The organism is Streptococcus dentasini, assembly GCF_053206945.1.
The window spans coordinates 1-17,301 of the sequence record NZ_JBRUHS010000001.1 but is presented as its reverse complement, the minus strand read 5'-3'; the positions used below and the strand labels follow the sequence as shown (position 1 = coordinate 17,301).

At 45.4% G+C, this 17,301-nt stretch carries 15 protein-coding genes; 1 reads left to right on the top strand and 14 read right to left on the bottom strand.

What is annotated here, in order from left to right:
• Positions 1-90 precede the first annotated feature (90 nt).
• The 11 genes from hisE to hisC form a co-directional block, all read right to left on the bottom strand.
• The gene (gene hisE, locus ACVR1G_RS00075) at positions 91-405 is read right to left on the bottom strand and encodes a phosphoribosyl-ATP diphosphatase (protein WP_447451190.1); all 315 of its coding nucleotides are present in this window, start codon (positions 403-405) and stop codon (positions 91-93) included.
• Between the two features lie 150 nt (positions 406-555).
• Positions 556-888, bottom strand: coding sequence for a phosphoribosyl-AMP cyclohydrolase (gene hisI / locus ACVR1G_RS00070; protein WP_447451189.1), 333 nt, complete (start codon positions 886-888; stop codon positions 556-558).
• Positions 885-1,643 (bottom strand): imidazole glycerol phosphate synthase subunit HisF, encoded by a 759-nt coding sequence (gene hisF / locus ACVR1G_RS00065; protein ID WP_447451188.1) that lies wholly within the window; start codon positions 1,641-1,643, stop codon positions 885-887. The genes hisI and hisF overlap by 4 nt, the downstream gene beginning before the upstream one ends.
• 2 nt (positions 1,644-1,645) lie before the next feature.
• Positions 1,646-2,365, bottom strand: coding sequence for a 1-(5-phosphoribosyl)-5-[(5-phosphoribosylamino)methylideneamino]imidazole-4-carboxamide isomerase (hisA, locus tag ACVR1G_RS00060; RefSeq protein WP_447451187.1), 720 nt, complete (start codon positions 2,363-2,365; stop codon positions 1,646-1,648).
• A 152-nt stretch (positions 2,366-2,517) separates the two neighbouring features.
• Positions 2,518-3,129 (bottom strand): imidazole glycerol phosphate synthase subunit HisH, encoded by a 612-nt coding sequence (gene hisH, locus ACVR1G_RS00055; protein WP_447451186.1) that lies wholly within the window; start codon positions 3,127-3,129, stop codon positions 2,518-2,520.
• 1 nt (position 3,130) lies between these two features.
• Positions 3,131-3,715 carry an imidazoleglycerol-phosphate dehydratase HisB gene (hisB, locus tag ACVR1G_RS00050; protein WP_447451185.1) on the bottom strand — a complete coding sequence of 195 codons (585 nt, stop codon included), beginning with the start codon at positions 3,713-3,715 and terminating at the stop codon, positions 3,131-3,133.
• Positions 3,712-4,359, bottom strand: coding sequence for a phosphoserine phosphatase SerB (gene serB, locus ACVR1G_RS00045; protein ID WP_447451184.1), 648 nt, complete (start codon positions 4,357-4,359; stop codon positions 3,712-3,714). The genes hisB and serB overlap by 4 nt, the downstream gene beginning before the upstream one ends.
• Positions 4,346-5,629 carry a histidinol dehydrogenase gene (gene hisD / locus ACVR1G_RS00040; protein ID WP_447451183.1) on the bottom strand — a complete coding sequence of 428 codons (1,284 nt, stop codon included), beginning with the start codon at positions 5,627-5,629 and terminating at the stop codon, positions 4,346-4,348. Before hisD ends, serB begins: the two co-directional genes overlap by 14 nt.
• Positions 5,626-6,273 (bottom strand): ATP phosphoribosyltransferase, encoded by a 648-nt coding sequence (gene hisG / locus ACVR1G_RS00035; RefSeq protein ID WP_447451182.1) that lies wholly within the window; start codon positions 6,271-6,273, stop codon positions 5,626-5,628. The genes hisD and hisG overlap by 4 nt, the downstream gene beginning before the upstream one ends.
• Positions 6,270-7,244 (bottom strand): ATP phosphoribosyltransferase regulatory subunit, encoded by a 975-nt coding sequence (locus tag ACVR1G_RS00030; protein ID WP_447451181.1) that lies wholly within the window; start codon positions 7,242-7,244, stop codon positions 6,270-6,272. The genes hisG and ACVR1G_RS00030 overlap by 4 nt, the downstream gene beginning before the upstream one ends.
• On the bottom strand, positions 7,241-8,287 hold the full coding sequence (gene hisC / locus ACVR1G_RS00025; protein WP_447451180.1) for a histidinol-phosphate transaminase: 1,047 nt from the start codon (positions 8,285-8,287) through the stop codon (positions 7,241-7,243). The genes ACVR1G_RS00030 and hisC overlap by 4 nt, the downstream gene beginning before the upstream one ends.
• A gap of 507 nt (positions 8,288-8,794) precedes the next feature.
• Between hisC and ACVR1G_RS00020 the strand changes: the two genes are divergently transcribed.
• The gene (locus ACVR1G_RS00020) at positions 8,795-10,924 is read left to right on the top strand and encodes a KxYKxGKxW signal peptide domain-containing protein (protein ID WP_447451179.1); all 2,130 of its coding nucleotides are present in this window, start codon (positions 8,795-8,797) and stop codon (positions 10,922-10,924) included.
• Positions 10,925-11,024: 100 nt separating this feature from the next.
• Here ACVR1G_RS00020 and ACVR1G_RS00015 read toward each other — a convergent pair whose 3' ends face one another.
• The 3 genes from ACVR1G_RS00015 to ACVR1G_RS00005 all read right to left on the bottom strand — a co-directional run.
• The gene (locus ACVR1G_RS00015) at positions 11,025-13,799 is read right to left on the bottom strand and encodes a cation-translocating P-type ATPase (protein WP_447451178.1); all 2,775 of its coding nucleotides are present in this window, start codon (positions 13,797-13,799) and stop codon (positions 11,025-11,027) included.
• Positions 13,800-14,117: 318 nt separating this feature from the next.
• A complete protein-coding gene (locus tag ACVR1G_RS00010) occupies positions 14,118-14,402 on the bottom strand; it encodes an OsmC family protein (protein WP_447451177.1) in 285 nt (94 codons plus the stop codon).
• Between the two features lie 455 nt (positions 14,403-14,857).
• Positions 14,858-17,301, bottom strand: a 2,444-nt coding sequence (locus ACVR1G_RS00005; RefSeq protein ID WP_447451176.1) for a GbpC/Spa domain-containing protein, incomplete at its 5' end; no start/stop codon positions are given.

The following is a 17,301-nucleotide window of genomic DNA, read 5'->3' as shown; positions in this document are numbered from 1 at the left end:
ATTTTATCCACTTTTTCTTGAATGTAACCTCGACTTTAACAGTTCATTGTTTGTCACGGATGTCCTACTGGTTTAGCACCTTTCTGGTCTTTAATAATCTGTAATTTCTTTTCGATCATGAACATTGCTTTTTTTACCCTGGCGGGCTTCCAAAACTTTATTGACATCATCCGGCGTCACGCCGGTTTCGACCAGCATGACGGCCAAATGGTAGAGGACATCGGCTGTTTCATTGGCGATTTCTGTCTTGTCGGCATTTTTGGCACCGATAACAACTTCGGTGGCTTCTTCACCAACCTTTTTTAAAATCTTGTCCAAACCCTTGTCAAAAAGGTAGTTGGTATAAGACCCTTCTTTTGGGTGCTGTTTGCGATCCAGCGCTTCTTTGTATAAGGTTTCTAACATAATTAAGATGTGAGAGCGTCTAAAAAGCAACCGAATTTTAGGAAATTATCGGAAAATCCTGATTTTCCAGATAATTTATCAAAATTCCGAGCTTTTAGCTCAAACTCAATTCCTTTCTTTCGATTTTTTGAAATGACAGTCCTACTTCTTTTACTCTTCTTCACTGTAAATCTCATTGAAAAAGCAAGAATAGGCTCCTGTATGGCAGGCTGCGCCGACTTGCTCGACAGCGATAAGCAGGGTATCTTGGTCGCAGTCTGTTTTGATGGATTTAACGTATTGGTAATGGCTGCTGGTTGCGCCCTTGTGCCAGAGTTCCTGCCGCGAGCGGCTCCAGTAGTGCATTTGCTTGGTTTCAAGGGTTAGTCGATAACTCTCCTTATTCATATAAGCCAGCATAAGGACTTGTCCTGTCTGATAATCTGTGACAATGACAGGGATTAGTCCGCCCTGCTTAGTAAAATCAAGTTGAATATCTGTCATAAGCGCACCTCAATTCCTGCTGCTGCCATGGCTTGCTTGGTATCTGCGACAGCAACTTCTCCATAGTGAAAAATAGAGGCTGCCAAGGATCCAGTCGCTGGGGTTTTCTCAAAAACTTCCACCATGTGGGCAATATTACCCGCACCGCCTGAGGCAATGATAGGGACATCTGCCACCGCTGCAACTGCATTGAGCATGTCCAAATCAAAGCCTGACTTGGTACCGTCCTTGTCCATGGAGGTCAGAAGAATCTCGCCAGCACCGAGACGGACTGCTTCCTTGACCCAGGCAAGCAAGTCCTTGCCAGTATCCTTGCGGCCGCCAGCCACATAAACATGCCAGCTGCCATCAGCCTGTTTCTTAGCATCAATGGCCACCACTACACACTGGCTGCCAAATTTTTCAGCACAGTCTGCGATGAGCTGCGGATTGACCACAGCCGAAGAATTGACGGCAACCTTATCAGCGCCAGCCTTGAGCATCTTGTTCATGTCCTCAGCCGAGCGAATGCCGCCGCCGACGGTAAAAGGGATGAAGACTTGGTCTGCCACGCGCCGCACCATATCTACCGTGGTTTCGCGATTGTCAGAGGTCGCCGTGATATCTAGGAAGACCAGTTCGTCACAGCCCGCTTGGTAGTAAGCACGCGCCGAATCTACCGGGTCGCCGACATCGGTCAGATTGACAAAATTAACCCCCTTGACCACGCGCCCGTCCTTGACATCAAGGCAGGGAATAATTCGTTTTTTCAGCATGTTTATCCTCCAAAACTTTTTAACTCGTCCAGCGTGATATTGCCGTTGTAGTAGGCCTTGCCGACAATGGTACCTGCCACACCGATAGCCTCAAGTTTGGTCAAATTATCCAGCTCTGCAATGCCACCTGAAGCGATAACTTTGGCGGTTGTCAGCTCAGCCACCAAACGCTCATAATGGTCAAAATTGGGACCGGTCAGCGTGCCATCTCGGTCAACATCGGTGTAGACAAAGAGCTTGACTCCCATTTTTTCCATTTCCTTGGCCAAGCTGATGTAGTCAACCGTACTGGTCTTGAGCCACCCTTCCGTGGCAACATAGCCATCCTTGGCATCAATACCAACGACAATCTTATCTGCCCCAAACTTATCCAGTGCAGCCTTGACAAAAGCAGGATTTTTAACGGCCATAGATCCGATGATGACACGGTCAATACCGACATTGAGATAGTCCTCAATCTGCTTCAGCGTACGAATACCGCCGCCGACTTCAACACCAAGGCCTGTCGCCACTTTCAGCGCTGCAATGAGATCGCGGTTGGTCGCCTGACCATCCAGAGCTCCATCAAGGTCCACAACGTGAATAAAGTCAATGCCCGCACCTGCAAAAATACGTGCCTGCCCCAGCACATCAGGATTAACCACCGTCTGCTGCTTAAAATCACCTTTGAAAAGGCGGACAGCCTGACCGTCTTTAATGTCAATAGCAGGAAGAATCTGCATAATTAAGATACCAAGAGCGTTAAGAAAGCAAGAAGAAAATAGGAAACTGGCGACGTGACTTTAGCCACTAGACAGTTTGTCTTTTTCTCGATGCTTTTAGCTCGGGTTCAGTTCAGAAAATACCTGAATGAACCGTCCTTTCTAATTTATTTTCATCGCTCACACAAGTCTACAAATTTTTTGAGGATGCCCAGTCCGACAGTTCCTGATTTTTCGGGGTGAAACTGGGCGCCATAGACATTGTCCTTGTGAATCATGGCAGGTATTGGAATAGAATAGTCAGCTGCTACGTCAATGTAAGCTTGGGGGACATCTGTAAAATAGCTGTGCACGAAATAGACTGCTTGATCCTGCAAACCAGCTGTCAGCGGCGACTCCTGCTTGACCTGTAAATCATTCCAGCCCATGTGAGGCACTGGAAAACCATTCTTGGCTGGGATTTCACGTGTCGCACCTGGAATGAAGCCTAAACCAGCCGTTTTCTGGTGCTCTAGCCCTGTTTCGGTCAGCAATTGCATGCCCAGACAAATCCCCAATAGTGGTGTGCCTTTGGCAACAGCTTCCTTGATAGCAGGTACCAACCTGCGTTTGTTCAATTCCTCCATAGCTGTCGGATAGGCACCGACACCTGGTAAAATCAAGCCAGAAGCTGCCAAAATCTTTTGCGGGTCAGCTGACAGCTCAGCCTCAACACCGATCTTATCCAAAGCTCGCAGGACATTAGCCGTATTGCCGGCGTCATAATCAATGACTATTATTTTCATATCACAACATTCCTTTGGTGGAGTTAACCCCGTGAATTTCTGGGTTGATGGTTACTGCTTCGCGCAGGGCACGGCCAGTCGCCTTAAACAGACTTTCTGCCTTGTGGTGGTTATTTTTACCATGCAAAATTTTCAAGTGCAAATTCATCTGTACATTAAAGGCAAGGGCTTGGAAGAATTCTTCCACCAACTCGGTATCAAAATTACCCAGTTTGGGATTGTCAAACGTGCAGTCAAAGACTAGATAGCTGCGCCCCGACAGGTCAAGATTAGCCATTCCAAGTGTCTCATCCATAGGCACAAAACTTGTTCCATAGCGGTTGATACTGGCCTTATCTCCCAAGGCTTGGCGCAGGGCCTGACCTAAGACGATACCGACATCTTCCACCGTGTGGTGGCTGTCTACATACAAGTCACCGTCAGCTTTGACCACCAAGGACATCCGTCCATGACGGGCAAAAAGCGTCAGCATATGGTCAAAAAAACCAACGCCTGTCTGAATATCCACGGGTTCTTGTTCATCTAAATTCAGGCTCAGTTTGATTTTGGTTTCAAAGGTATTGCGTTCGATTTCTGCTTGTCTCATTTTCTCACCTCATCTAGTATCTCAATCACTTTGTACAGGTCAGGCTCCTGAATTTGGTAGGGGGCTTGCTCTCGTACAACAGGTTTGGCACAAAAGGCAATGCCGATACCAGCCTCGTGAATCATGGGCAGGTCATTGGCTCCGTCACCCATAGCAACAGTGTCTGCCAACGTCAGCCCATTTTCCGCAGCCCAATCGCGAAGTTTTTGCACCTTGACCTCCTTGGTCACAATATCACCGTAGGTTCGGCCTGTCAGAATGCCGCTTGCCGTTTCCAAGTGGTTGGCCATGACATAGTCAACATTTGCCTCAGCAGCCAGACGGTCAACCGTCTCATGAAAACCGCCGGATACCAGACCAACCTTGTAACCGCGCGCATGCAACTCATCCACTAATTCCTTGGCTCCCTTGTTAAAATGAATGCGGGCATAAACCTTATCAAAGATGTTTTCTGACAATCCTTTCAAGGTGGCCACACGTTCAGCCAGAGCTTCTTTAAAGTCCAGCTCACCCCGCATGGCACGCTCGGTAATGGCAGCTACTTGCTCGCCAACACCTGCTTCTTCTCCCAGCAAATCAATCACTTCTTCCTGAACGAGGGTTGAATCCACGTCCATGACTAACAGTCCTTTAATTTTGGTCATTTCTCACCTCGATGGCTCTGGCATGGGCTTGCAGGCCTTCAGCATAGGCCAAAGTTGTAATATCTTTTTCTGCGCTGTTGACCGCTGCCTTACTGTACTGGGTATACTGGATGCGTTTGACAAAGTCATGCACTCCCAGAGCAGATGAGAAGCGGCTGGTTGCTGTGGTCGGTAGGATATGATTAGCACCAGCATAATAATCACCAATCGGTTCGCTCGTATAGTGTCCTAAAAAGACAGAACCAGCATTTTCGACCTGATTTAGGTAGTCATAGGCATTTTCCATAGCAATTTCCAAGTGCTCAGGCGCCACCTTGTTCATAAGGTCAAACATATCTGCAGTATTGGCTGCGATGATAATCCGTCCATTATTTTCGATAGACGGACGGGCAATGGCTTGACGCGGCAAGGTTTGCAGCTGAGCTTCAATCTCAGCCTCTACCGCATCGGCCAGAGCTTCAGAATTGGTTACCAAAATCGCCCGCGCACGAACATCGTGCTCTGCCTGCGAGAGTAAGTCTGCTGCTACATAGGCTGGATTAGCTGTACTATCCGCAATAACACCAATTTCCGATGGACCGGCAATCATATCAATACCGACAATACCATAAACCTGTTTTTTGGCTGTTGCCACAAAGATATTCCCAGGACCAGTGATCTTATCAACCTGAGGAATGGTCTGGGTGCCGTAAGCCAGAGCGGCGATACCTTGGGCACCGCCCACTTGGTAAATCTTATCCACACCAGCTAGCTTAGCCGCAACCAAAATAGCTGGAACAAAATGTTCCTGTGGCGGCGTGATCATAATAATTTCCTTGACACCTGCAATCTTGGCTGGAATAACATTCATAAGGACAGAAGACGGGTAAGCTGCTGTCCCTCCCGGCACATAGACCCCCACGCGCTCAATAGGACGGATGAGCTGGCCGCGAAGAACGCCGTCAGATGGCTGGTCTTCAAACCCTACTTCCAGTTGCTGGCGGTGGTAAGATTCAATATTAGCCTTGGCATTTTCAAGAGCTCTCAGAACATCTTTGTCAACCTCAGCAAAAGCCTGATCAATCAGCTTCTGCCCGACTTCAAAGTCCCTTAGGTCAACCTTGTCAAATGTCGCGGAGTACTCGCGCAGTGCTTGATCACCGCGATTTTTCACATTCTCAATAATAGCACGGACGGTTTCTTCAACATCGATATTCTGCCGGCTCAGCTCTAGCTGCTCTTGATAGAGAATCTTAGATATAGTTTCATTAGTTCCTGTTAGACGTTTCATTGAAAAGGTACCTCCTCGTCTCCAACAATAGCCTCAATTTTTTTAATAAAAGGTAGCACTTGAGAGTTATTTTTAAGAGCTGCCTTGTTAACAATCATTCTAGCAGATATACGGCAGATATCCTCAAATACTTCTAAACCGTTAGCTTTTAAGGTGTTACCTGTTTCAACAATATCGACAATAGCATCAGCTAAACCAATAACTGGAGCAATTTCAACACTTCCCTGAATGGAAATGATTTCGACATCCTCTCCTTTCTGATTATAAAAATCAGTGGCAACTGTGGGGTATTTCGTTGCGATACGCTTACGCTTATGGTCGCTCGGATCAAAACTAGGGATCGAAGCTACGGCAAATTTACAGAGACCAATATTCAGATCCAGCATTTCCAGATAGCCTGTCGGATGCTCCAGAAGCACATCCTTGCCCACCACCCCAATATCGGCTACACCGTGGCGGACGTAAGTCGTAACATCCGGTGCTTTAACTAATAGGAAGCGAAAACGGCGATCGGGACTTTCAAAAATGAGACTACGCCCTTTATCAGCCATAAAATCCAAATCAAAACCGGCCTGTTTCAGGAGGTTCACGGTACCTTTTTCGATCCGTCCTTTCGTAAGTGCTATCGTAATCTGTTCTGTCATCGCAGACCTCCTCCTTCTAAGCTATTATGAATGGCCTGATAAATACTGTCTAAATCAACTGCCCAGCCAACAGCCGTCAGCTCTGACGCGCCGAAACGTTCAAACAATTTGTCATAACGGCCACCAGACACAAAAGCATCTGGAACATTTTCACCAAAAACTTTAAACATCATACCGGTATAGTAAGGCAGGGAGGGAACTTGCGCGAGGTCAACCGTTGTTTGGGGCAGAAAACGATAAATGTCTCCTAGTAAAGCTTCCAAATCATCAAGGGCCTTCAAAATCAGCTTGTGTTTAACTAGTCGACGGACTTTTACCAGCACATCGTGACTTTCCCCAAACAAGAAAGGCAGAGCCTCGATCAAGGCATCAAACTCGCTGGGATGAACTTCGGTAAAAGTATGGAGAGCTGTGATATTCTTATCAATAATAGCTCCCTCCAATTGGTGCTGACTGACTTCATCCAAGTCCAACTCATCATAGATGGTCTGCAAGATAGCTGCATGGGAAAACTCGAACTGATAGACTTTAACCCCAGCTACATCTAAGGCTGCTTTAGCCGATAAGATAGCTTCTTTAAGCGCCTTATCGGCTGGGTAACCAACAATCTCTACACCAGCCTGAGTGTGCTCATTGAGCAAGCCACGCAGTTCTTCATTATAGTGAAAAACCTTTCCTGAGTAGGAAAACTTAATCGGTGTCTCTACTTGAGTTGAGGCAATGACTCGTCCAATCTGACTGGTAATATCTGGCCGCAGACTGAGTAAATCCCCCGATTTATCAAAAAGATGATAGTGGGTGTTTTTTAACTCATCTCCAAATACTTCTGTATGCTCCAAAGTCGGTGTTTCGATGCGCCTGAACTGTCGTTCTATCAATAAATCACTGATATCACGTTCTAAGCGATACATGGTCGCAGCCCTCTTGAATAATTTGTCGTGCATACCTACTGGTAATGTTGTTTTTTTCATGAAACTACCTCTTGAATGATCATTATGACTTTCTCCATTTCTTCCTGTCGACCGATAGAGATACGTAAATATTCCTTAATTCTCTCTACTCTAGGGAAATAACGGACATAGATATTCTTAGTCTGTAAATACTGAAAGAGCTCCTGAGCTGCTAGAGCCGGCTTAACCAAAACAAAATTGGCCGAACTCGGCAGGACAGTAAATCCGATAGCTTCGAGCTCCTTTACAAACCAGTCACGGGTCTCCATAATTTTTTGACAGTTATTGCTGTAGTAATCCCAGTCATCTACAGCCGCTAGAGCTAATTTTTCTGCTATGCTATCAACGGCATAAGGGTTGACCGAATTTTTGACAGCTTCGATGACCTTGATCAACTCGGGACTGCCAACCCCATAGCCTACACGCAAACCTGCTAGAGAAGCATCTTTTGAGAAAGTACGCGTAATAAAGAGATTCGGATATTTTTCCAGCAGAGGCAGGGCAGTCTCTCCTCCAAAATTAATATAGGCTTCGTCAATAATGACAACGACATCTTGGTTGGCTTGGATAATTTTCTCCAATTCTCCCAAAGTTTTATAAATTCCTGTCGGAGCATTAGGATTAGCAATGACAAGACCACCGTTGAAAGCCTGATAATCGGCTGGATCTATTTCAAATTGACTGGTCAGCGGCACTTCATGATAGGCAATATCGTATAAGTCAGCCCAAACCTTGTAAAAACCGTATGTCAAATCTGGAAATAGAACAGGCTCATCATTATTAAAGAAGGCCAAAAAAGCCAGAGAGAGAATATCATCTGAGCCGTTGCCAAGGATAATTTGATCAGCAGCTACCCCCAAATGAACAGACAGAGCCTGACGCACTTCTTTTTGAGATAGCGTTGAATACTTACGAAGGTTGGTACTGTTAAATTTTCTTAAAGCATCAGCCACCTTAGGACTAGGGGGATAAGCATTTTCATTGGTATTTAGCTTAATAATTCGCTTTCCTTGGGGCTGACTACCAGCTGTATAAGGCTCAATCTCTCTCAGACCTCTAATCATAAAAACCTCCTGATGCACTAGCTATTTAACAAAAAAGTCCTCGCAAAAATTTTTGCAAGGACGTCGCAACGTGGTTCCACCTCAATTCGAAAGACAGTCACCTATCCTTCCTCGTGAAGTCATAGACTTCTGGTTATTAACGGAACCACCCGTCAGACACTACTATAAGGTTCGCACCCGCACTCAAGACTGTGTGGCCAAACCTGTGTCCCTTTTTCAGCAACGGCACTCTCTGTCAATTGATTTGGCGCTTGTTCTCTCGTCGTTTTTCTATTACAAAAACTAGTATAACAAAAAATTCTGACAACTTCAACACAAAAAACAGTTTTCTGACAATTTGTTTTTATTCAATAGAAACCCTAACAATTAGCATTGTAAACGTTTCCATACAGTGATATAATAATTTTGAGAAAGCTTTAATATTTATAATCCAAGCTGCTGATGATTGGGCAGCTATAAGACAAGTCGTTAGAGCTTTTCTCTTTAGCCATTAGAAGGAGGCTAACTATGGAAATCAAACGACGCATTAAAATGCACAAGGTAAAAAAACACTGGGTAGCCATCGCAACCATGGTAGTGATGCTAACTGGTCTGGGAGCTGTGAGAGTCAGTGCGGATCAAACGACAGCTCCTGTAAGTGACTCTGTTCCAAGCAGTCAGACGAGCAACGCCAGTCCTGCTGAAGCAACTGAGACTGGTTTCATCACTGATGATAAAACCGCTGAAACGGTGACAGCTTTTGAAGCTAAGTCTCAGGTTCAAGAAGATGCTAAGAATACTGATTCAGAAGGTACTCAGCTTGCTTCTGCCGAGAGAGAACAAGAACTAGATGACAAGAGGGCTGAACGTGGTACTGAAAGCTCTACGGTTGATGCTAATACTGAGTCGGCAGCTGTTTCAGACTCTAGTGGTTCTGGAGTTTCAGAAGCCAATTCTGACACTGACATGCCTAAACATCAGGAAGGTCAAAACAGTTCTGGAACCGTCAGTGAGACCCACGCATTCAACCAAAACGCTCGAATGGACACTGAAAATATGGTTAGCGCTACACTTACTGCCGCTAGCTGGCACAAAGGGGATACTGGTAAATTTTACAGTGATGGTAACGGTCAAAATCTAACCGGTTTCCAGACGATTGATGGTAAGTTGTACTACTTCCAAGATGATGGCCAACTGGTTGAAAACCAATTCTTTACCCCTGATCATGAGGTTACTTGGTACTGTGCTGATGAAACTGGTCAACTTCTGACAGGGCTGAAAACTTTTCAAGGAAACACCTACTTCTTTAGGCCAGATGGTTCTCAGGTCAAGGGTGCATATGCCGAAGTTGATGGAAATTGGTATTATCTGGATAAGGATAACGGTCAGCCACTGAAATTTTGGCAGACTATTGACGGTACCCTGCGCTTCTTTGATGATGAAACTGGTATCCAAGCAAAGAATGGTATCTATACTATTGAAGGTCGTGTTTTACGCTTTGATGATAACGGCAATCCCTTCACAATGGATGGTCAAGTCTACACCCTGCCAAGCGGCCTCTACACCTACAAGGGCAAGACTTATTACCGCAACGAAGATGGCAGCAGGGCAAAGGGTTTTAAGACCATTGATGGTAAACTTTACTTCTTTGGTGATGACTATGCTCAAGTTACTGAAGGCTTCCGCAGGATAGACTACAAACTCTATCACTTTGGTTTTTATGACCATGAAGGTGATATTCTCAGAGGAAGCTATCTAAATGATGGCGACAAGTGGTACTACTTTGATAAAGACACCGGTCAAGCGCTGACTGGCTGGCAGACTATTGATGGTACCAAGCGTTACTTTGATAGCAATGGTGTCCAAGCTAAGAACATCGATAAGACCATTGACGGTCTGCTCTATCATTTTGACGATAACGGCAACCCATCTAGTAACCAAAACGAAGAACATCCTAGCATCACCGGCCATTTTGAAAAGTCTGGCAATGGCTACGGACACGTCTTTATTGATGATAAAACTGGCCAAAAGGTCAGCGGCGTTCAGTATATCAACGGTGAGGAATATCATTTTTCAAAAATCTATTATAATAATTTCCTCGTTAAAATTGGCAAAGATGGTAAGGCCTATGATTATCGAGGAGAACTGCTGCCCCCTGGTCTTACATTAGACGATATCTCAGCTAATGTTGATCCTATCTTAATCAATGATGACCATACGCTGGCGCGCAACAAACTTTATTGGGGTTCCATTAACTATCATCCACTGCGGCCCCACCTTGGCGATATTAAAACAGGTTACCTCTATTTTGACCAAGAGGGTTATGCCATTAGAGAGAAACTGGTGACAGTCGATGGTAAGACCTACTACTTCGGTCAGGACGGTTTTGCCATTACCAACAGCAGCCAGACTATTGATGGTAAGACCTACTACTTTAACGAAGACGGTAACCCCATCGCCAGCCAATATAAAGAAATAGGGGGAAACTGGTATTACTTTGACAGGGAAACTGGTCAAGCACTGACTGGCTGGCAAACCATTGATAATACCCAGCGCTATTTTGATAAAGACGGCGTACAGGCTAAAGATGGAGATTACACTATTGATGGTATCCTCTATCACTTCGATGCCGATGGTAATCCCAGTCGCATAGGCTGAGTGTGACTAACTGACCTGCTTTCTTCCAACTTTAGATTATTTTGAAGAGGCCCCAATTCCGAATGGAATCGGGGCCTCTTTTATGAGACGAACTGTCAAATTAAGTGTTATATCTTTGGCGTAGCCAAGCCTTTCTGACTTCCTCAATCAGGAAGATTGGGATTGGGCAGAGAATAAGGATGCCCCACTCTAGACTGTTAATGGGGGCTGTATTAAAGAGACCGTTGAGAAGAGGGACATAAGCCAGGAGGCAAAAAAGCATAATCTCCAGTGCCAATCCAAGATTAATGGTACGGTTGGTGAAAAACCCCCGCTTAAAAATAGATTGGGTCTGTGTGCGACAGTTCATGACTTGAGCGATCTGGCTAAAAATAATCGCTCCTAAGGTCATTGTTGTAGCCTCACGATAGAGACTGCCACTGCTAGCTAGAGCGCTGCCCAGCTCTCCATGAAAGGCATAAACTGAGAAGAAAGCAGCCATGGCAACAAGGGCTTCCATACCACCGTACCAGAGAAAAGACTTGATTAACATCTTGCGATTGACAAGACGGTCAGACTTGGCACGCGGTGGCTGACTCATGATACCTTCCTCAGGCTGTTCAACACCTAAACCTAGAGCAGGCATCAGATCGCTTCCTAGGTCGATCGCTAAAATTTGCATAACCGTCAAAGGCAGAGGAACTAATCCCCTAGAAAAGAGAAAAACCGCCGACGGTACAGCTTCTGAAGTATTGCTGTTAAAGATATAGCCGAGGAATTTGCGCAGGTTATTGTAAATACTGCGACCTTCTTCAATGGCTTTAACAATAGAGGTGAAATGATCATCTGTCAAAATCATATCAGCAGCTTCCTTGGCGACATCGGTTCCTGTGATCCCCATTGCGACACCAATATCAGCCTTTTTCAGAGCAGGGGCATCATTGACCCCATCACCAGTTACAGCGACAACATGGCCAAGTGCCTGAAGATTGGTGACAATGCGGAATTTTTGTTCCGGAGCAATCCGAGCAAAAATGACTTCATCCTTGAGGGCTTCTTGTAATTCCGCATCAGACATCTCTGTTAGGATACGGCCACTGATAACTCGTGGTTGTTCGTTTTTAACAATACCAATACTCTTAGCAATGCTGACAGCAGTCAGGTCGTAGTCCCCTGTCATCATGATAATCCGAATATCAGCTGCATGGCATTTCGCAACGGCTTCTTTGACGCCTTCGCGCGGTGGATCCTGCATCACTAACAAACCCATGAAGATCATGTTGTTTTCTGCGGTTTCTATCGTAGCGTCCTCAATCTTGGCTTCGTTATCGTAGAGCCGACAGGCCAGCGCCAAAACCCTGAGCCCTCGTTGGGCATAGGCATCATTGGCTCGTAAAATTGCCGCTTTTTCACTGTCACTGAGGCTTCTGATGCGGCCATTCTCACGAATATAGGGACTGAGCTCCAGAATTTCCTTAGGCGCGCCCTTGGTAAAAGACGCTGTCGATTTACTTTCAATCGCTTGTGCTAGATGATTGAAGGTTGTCATGCGCTTGCGATCAGAATCAAAAGGCAGCTCTTTTAGTCGGTAATTGTCTCTCTCATTATCAGATAAATCAATCCCAGCCTTCTGAGCAGCTACTTCTAAGCAGGCCTCAGTCGGATCGCCCAGCACGGTGTAATTGGGATTATCGCTACTTGGATTGCTGATTTTAGCATTGCTGCAGAGAGTCGCCCCTCGCAGAATCCAGTTGAGATCGGTATCCTGTGCTGCTGCGACCTCTTGACCGTGTAAAAGTACCTGCCCTACTGGCGCATAGCCCAAACCAGTCAGCTTGTATTCCTTTTTGAGGGTCCAAACATTGTGGACAGTCATTTCATTTTTGGTTAACGTTCCTGTTTTGTCCGAACAGATAACAGTGGTCTCACCCAAGGTCTCTACCGATGCTAATTTTTTAACAAGGGCATTTTCCTTGGCCATGCGCTGAACAGCCATAGCCAAAGACAGTGTAATCGTCGGCAGCAAGCCCTCTGGGATAAAGGCAACAATCATTCCTAGAGAAAAAATAAAAGCTCGGGCAATTGGTTCCTCAACAAAGAAAACTGAGGCAATAAAGAAGAAAATTCCAACGCTCATCGCAATAAGAGAAATCTGCTTGGTCAGACGATCAACGTCTTTTTGCAGCGGGCTTTTATCATCGGCAACATCCTGAGTTAAATGAGCAATCTTGCCAAACTCTGTCTGCATACCAATCTGAGTGACTAAAACTCGGGCAGAGCCATTGGAAACCGTCGTCCCCGCAAAGACTAGATTATCAGCTTCCAGTGCTGTAACATCACTATCTGTTACTGTTTTATCATGCTTGCGGACAGGGTTAGACTCACCAGTCAAGGCAGATTGATTAACCTGCAAGTCTGTCGCCATAAGAATCCGAGCATCGGCTGAAATTTTATCACCTTCCTCAATAAGGAGGACATCACCAGGCACTAAATCCTCTGCTAAAATCTTTTGCTCAATGCCGTCGCGAACAACGCGAGCATAGGAAGGTAGCAAGTTTTTCAAGGCTTCAGTCGCCTTCTGAGCGCGATTCTCCTGAATAAAACTAAAAATACCATTGATGACATTGACCAACCAGATGGCAATTCCTAGCTCAATAGTCCCTGTCAATATAGCCACCAGTCCGCCCGTCCAGAGTAAGAGAGCCATCAGACTGGTAAAATTCTTTAGAAAACGCAATAGTTTGGATTCTTGCTTGGCTTCTGCCAGAAGGTTCTTGCCAAACTGCTCCTGCCGTCGGTGAACTTCTTCACTGTGCAAACCAGTCTGTCTCGTATTAAGCTGGTCGTATAGTTCCTGTGATGACAGTGCTTGATAGCGAACTGTTTCATCAATCATGTAACCGCCTTCTTTCTATTTACACCTACATTTTAACACCACTAGAAAAAAAGAAAAGTAAAAAGTTTGAAAGAAGAAATCTAAGTTTTCATTGCTAGCCAATCCCAATTTATCCCTTGGCTACAGTTGGACGATCCGCCCATCGGATCCCATCAGCACTGGTCTAGAATCACCCTTGCGTGTATAGGTGAAACTCTACATCCTGAACTGATTCAATAATCAAAGCAGGCTAAAAAATCTCTAGCTAGACTTTGGGAGCCAAAACGACAGGAACGAACTGGTCTTTGATTAATAAGACTACCTAGAACATGCGGTAATCTAGGAGGAAAAAGTAAACTCTAAGGCTATATTCTCCCGCAGTAGCTTGCTCACCCGACATTTTTCATTGATATAAGCTACAATATCCGAGCGATCCTGATTTGTTAAATTCCTATCAATATCAAGCTCTAAGGCAAAGCGGCCAGCATCATAATCGAGATCAGACTTTACCCTAATCGGAAGACTATCAATATTTTCATAACGTTTAAAGTATCCCTGAATGCACATGGTGACACAGGAGGCAAGGGCTACGTTGAGCAGACTGACTGTGATAAAGACGGTCACCCAAAATTTCCGTATGATACATACTATCACCTCTTAATTTTTTTCTCATTGTAACATCTTTAGCTAGTTTTCACGACAAATTGGTTTTACTATATTTAGTATTTTAATACCAATATTGTGTTTTATTGATGTGGCGGAAGGACTAAATTGTTGTCAATACAGATTAGGCATAAAATACTAGGCTTAGAGAAGACCCTGCCTGGGCAGCCGGGACTCTTTTTAATCATTGCCATCTGACTGCCTTTTTACTATTAGCATAAAGTAGTTTGGAAGGCTGAAATTCTTGTAACAGGAGAATTTGAACCCTTTCAGATGTTAATTAATATAAAAGATCCTCTGCAGTTGGTGAAGAAACTCCTTCATAATAAGAGGAAACAAAAAGACTGATCTCCCACTTAGTGGAGAATCAGTCTTTTTAGCTATTGCTTATCAGCTATTAAAGCTGCTAGGCAATTTCAATCTTCTTTGCGCTTATAAGAAGCCATGAGAGTTGCTAGTGTAAAGGCTATAATGCCAACACCAAAGGCTGCCACACCATAGCTAGTGGTTTCACCAGTTTCCGGCAATGTCCCAACTGGTGTTTGTGAAGCAGGTGGTTGCGGTGTACTATGTACAGGCACAGGTGTAAATGGTGCTGGATCCTTAGGTAGATCAGTCGTTGGAATACCTGGCTTTGGTTTTTCAACAACTTCAACAATATAGTTCTTATGCCATCTTACAGTTGGAACCTCTGGCTCGGTTGGTGGCGTTGGTTCTGCTGGAACTTCGACATTAATCGTTGTCGGCGGCGTCGGCGCTGTCGGTGGGGTCGGCGCATCCGGTTCCGTTGGCTTTTCTGGAACTTCAATGATGGTCTTGCGCGGCGGCGTTGGCGCTGTCGGCGGTGTTGGCGCGTCCGGTTCCGTCGGCTCGTCTGGTACCTCAACGATGACCTTAGTCGGCGGCGTTGGCGCCGTCGGTGGGGTTGGCGCGTCCGGTTCCCTTGGCTCGTCTGGTACCTCAACGATGACCTTAGTCGGCGGCGTCGGCGCCGTCGGTGGGGTTGGCGCGTCCGGTTCCCTTGGCTCGTCTGGTACTTCAACGATGACCTTGGTCGGCGGCGTCGGTGCTGTCGGCGGTGTTGGTGCGTCCGGTTCCGTCGGCTCATCTGGAACTTCAACGATGACCTTGGTCGGCGGCGTTGGCGCCGTCGGTGGGGTCGGCGCATCCGGTTCCGTCGGCTCATCTGGAACTTCAACGATGACCTTGGTCGGTGGTGTTGGCGCTGTCGGTGGCGTTGGCTTAGTTGGCACTTTTGGCTCTTCACCTGGATTTTTAGGGAATCCAACATTTGAGTTGATGGCAAACCAATAAACTGTTGGGGCACCATCCGCATTAGCCCCCTGAGCAGTGAAAACCAAGTGACCGTCGGTCATACGAACACCTGCACCACCATAGTAAAGATAAGGAGAGTCAGGGTCATCCCATCCACGCAGTGTTGGTGTTGTCTCACCATTGAAAACTGCGCCATTTTCAATATACTGATTCTCGTTTTCAGACGTTACTTGCTTCGTGTTTGGATCGTAAGTAACACTTGAATTAGGGATTGCTACAAAACCTTTATTACCAATGTCAACAAACTCTTGGTGCTCTGTTGATTGGAATTTTCTTTTAGGGGTAAACGTAATAACACCGGTTGTCTGATCAACGACATAGGTTCCGAGAATGTCATCTTTCCCATTAAATCTATATTCATCAGTACCAGTTGAATGACCGTTGCCGCTACCTGAGGCATATACAGCGTTACCGAATATGGTCGTTTCTTTTTCTACAATCCAACTATGACCATTCCAGCCAGCCTTCTGAGCGATAATTCTAAGAGGATTGTCCTGCGAAATTTCGACAGTTTTCCCTGAAAAATCAGCACGGCCTGATTTGACAACAACTCCTCCATTTTCCATACTTGGAGAGCTACCGTCAGCGTAGGGATCCCAAGTACCACGGACCATATTGCCATTAACATCTTTGGCTTCAACAGTTAAAGCACGTGGTTTATCACCACTATCAATATAAGCAGCTCCCTTCCAGTGGTTAAGAGAGTTCAATGCAATGATAGCTTTACGCTGTGATAGGTCATACATCTTGCCATCTTTATCGTAAAATTCAATATCAACGGCTACTTTGACTGGCTCTTGCGTATTTGATGATGCTCCAACCGTTAGCGTAACCGTTGGGTCAGCATCAACCTTGGCGATTCCCTTCTTATCATAAGAAGGCAAACTCACGATTTCGTAGCGGTAAATAACTCTGCTAATATCGCGTTGAACACCTTCAACCAGCATTTTAGATTGTGAAAGCCCATCATAGGTGACAGAGAACTTATCACCTACCTTGATTTGAATCCATTCAGATTCTTTATCAGAGTAAGGACTTTCTGAAACAACTTCACCATCTTTCAGTTCATTAGATTGATACTGTTCAACCCCACCTTTAGAGGCTAAACGTTCTTGAGCAGCCTTAGTTAAATAACTACTAATTCCTTCGATTTTGTGCGTAGCACTCGGTTCACGCAAGAATGTTAATTCCTGTGCAGCAGCCTCTGCAGATAACCCTTGGTCTGCTAAGAATTTATCATAAGCCTCTTTGGCGTTTTCGTACTGCTTCAGAGCAGTTTCGTACTCTAAGAGTTTTGTATTGTAATCAGCAAGATCCTTGTCATACTGCTCTTTATCAGTCTGATATTGAGCCAATTCCTGCTGATACTTGGCCTCGTTTTCCGCATTGATGCGGTCAGCTTCCGCCTTCTCAGCGACCTTGCTATCATAGTTAGCTTTATCAGTGTCGTACTTGGCCTTATCTTGGTCGTACTTAGCTTTATCGGCATCATACTGGGCTTTAGCTGTATTATATGCCGCTAACG

Bases quoted from the DNA above. Each gene is read 5' to 3' on its own strand.
- ACVR1G_RS00020 (WP_447451179.1), top strand. From the start codon at position 8,795: ATGGAAATCAAACGACGCATTAAAATGCACAAGGTAAAAAAACACTGG.
- hisF (WP_447451188.1), bottom strand. From the start codon at position 1,643: ATGCTGAAAAAACGAATTATTCCCTGCCTTGATGTCAAGGACGGGCGC.
- hisA (WP_447451187.1), bottom strand. From the start codon at position 2,365: ATGCAGATTCTTCCTGCTATTGACATTAAAGACGGTCAGGCTGTCCGC.
- ACVR1G_RS00030 (WP_447451181.1), bottom strand. From the start codon at position 7,244: ATGAAAAAAACAACATTACCAGTAGGTATGCACGACAAATTATTCAAG.
- hisI (WP_447451189.1), bottom strand. From the start codon at position 888: ATGACAGATATTCAACTTGATTTTACTAAGCAGGGCGGACTAATCCCT.
- ACVR1G_RS00015 (WP_447451178.1), bottom strand. From the start codon at position 13,799: ATGATTGATGAAACAGTTCGCTATCAAGCACTGTCATCACAGGAACTA.
- hisC (WP_447451180.1), bottom strand. From the start codon at position 8,287: ATGATTAGAGGTCTGAGAGAGATTGAGCCTTATACAGCTGGTAGTCAG.
- serB (WP_447451184.1), bottom strand. From the start codon at position 4,359: ATGACCAAAATTAAAGGACTGTTAGTCATGGACGTGGATTCAACCCTC.
- hisB (WP_447451185.1), bottom strand. From the start codon at position 3,715: ATGAGACAAGCAGAAATCGAACGCAATACCTTTGAAACCAAAATCAAA.
- hisH (WP_447451186.1), bottom strand. From the start codon at position 3,129: ATGAAAATAATAGTCATTGATTATGACGCCGGCAATACGGCTAATGTC.
- hisG (WP_447451182.1), bottom strand. From the start codon at position 6,273: ATGACAGAACAGATTACGATAGCACTTACGAAAGGACGGATCGAAAAA.
- hisD (WP_447451183.1), bottom strand. From the start codon at position 5,629: ATGAAACGTCTAACAGGAACTAATGAAACTATATCTAAGATTCTCTAT.
- hisE (WP_447451190.1), bottom strand. From the start codon at position 405: ATGTTAGAAACCTTATACAAAGAAGCGCTGGATCGCAAACAGCACCCA.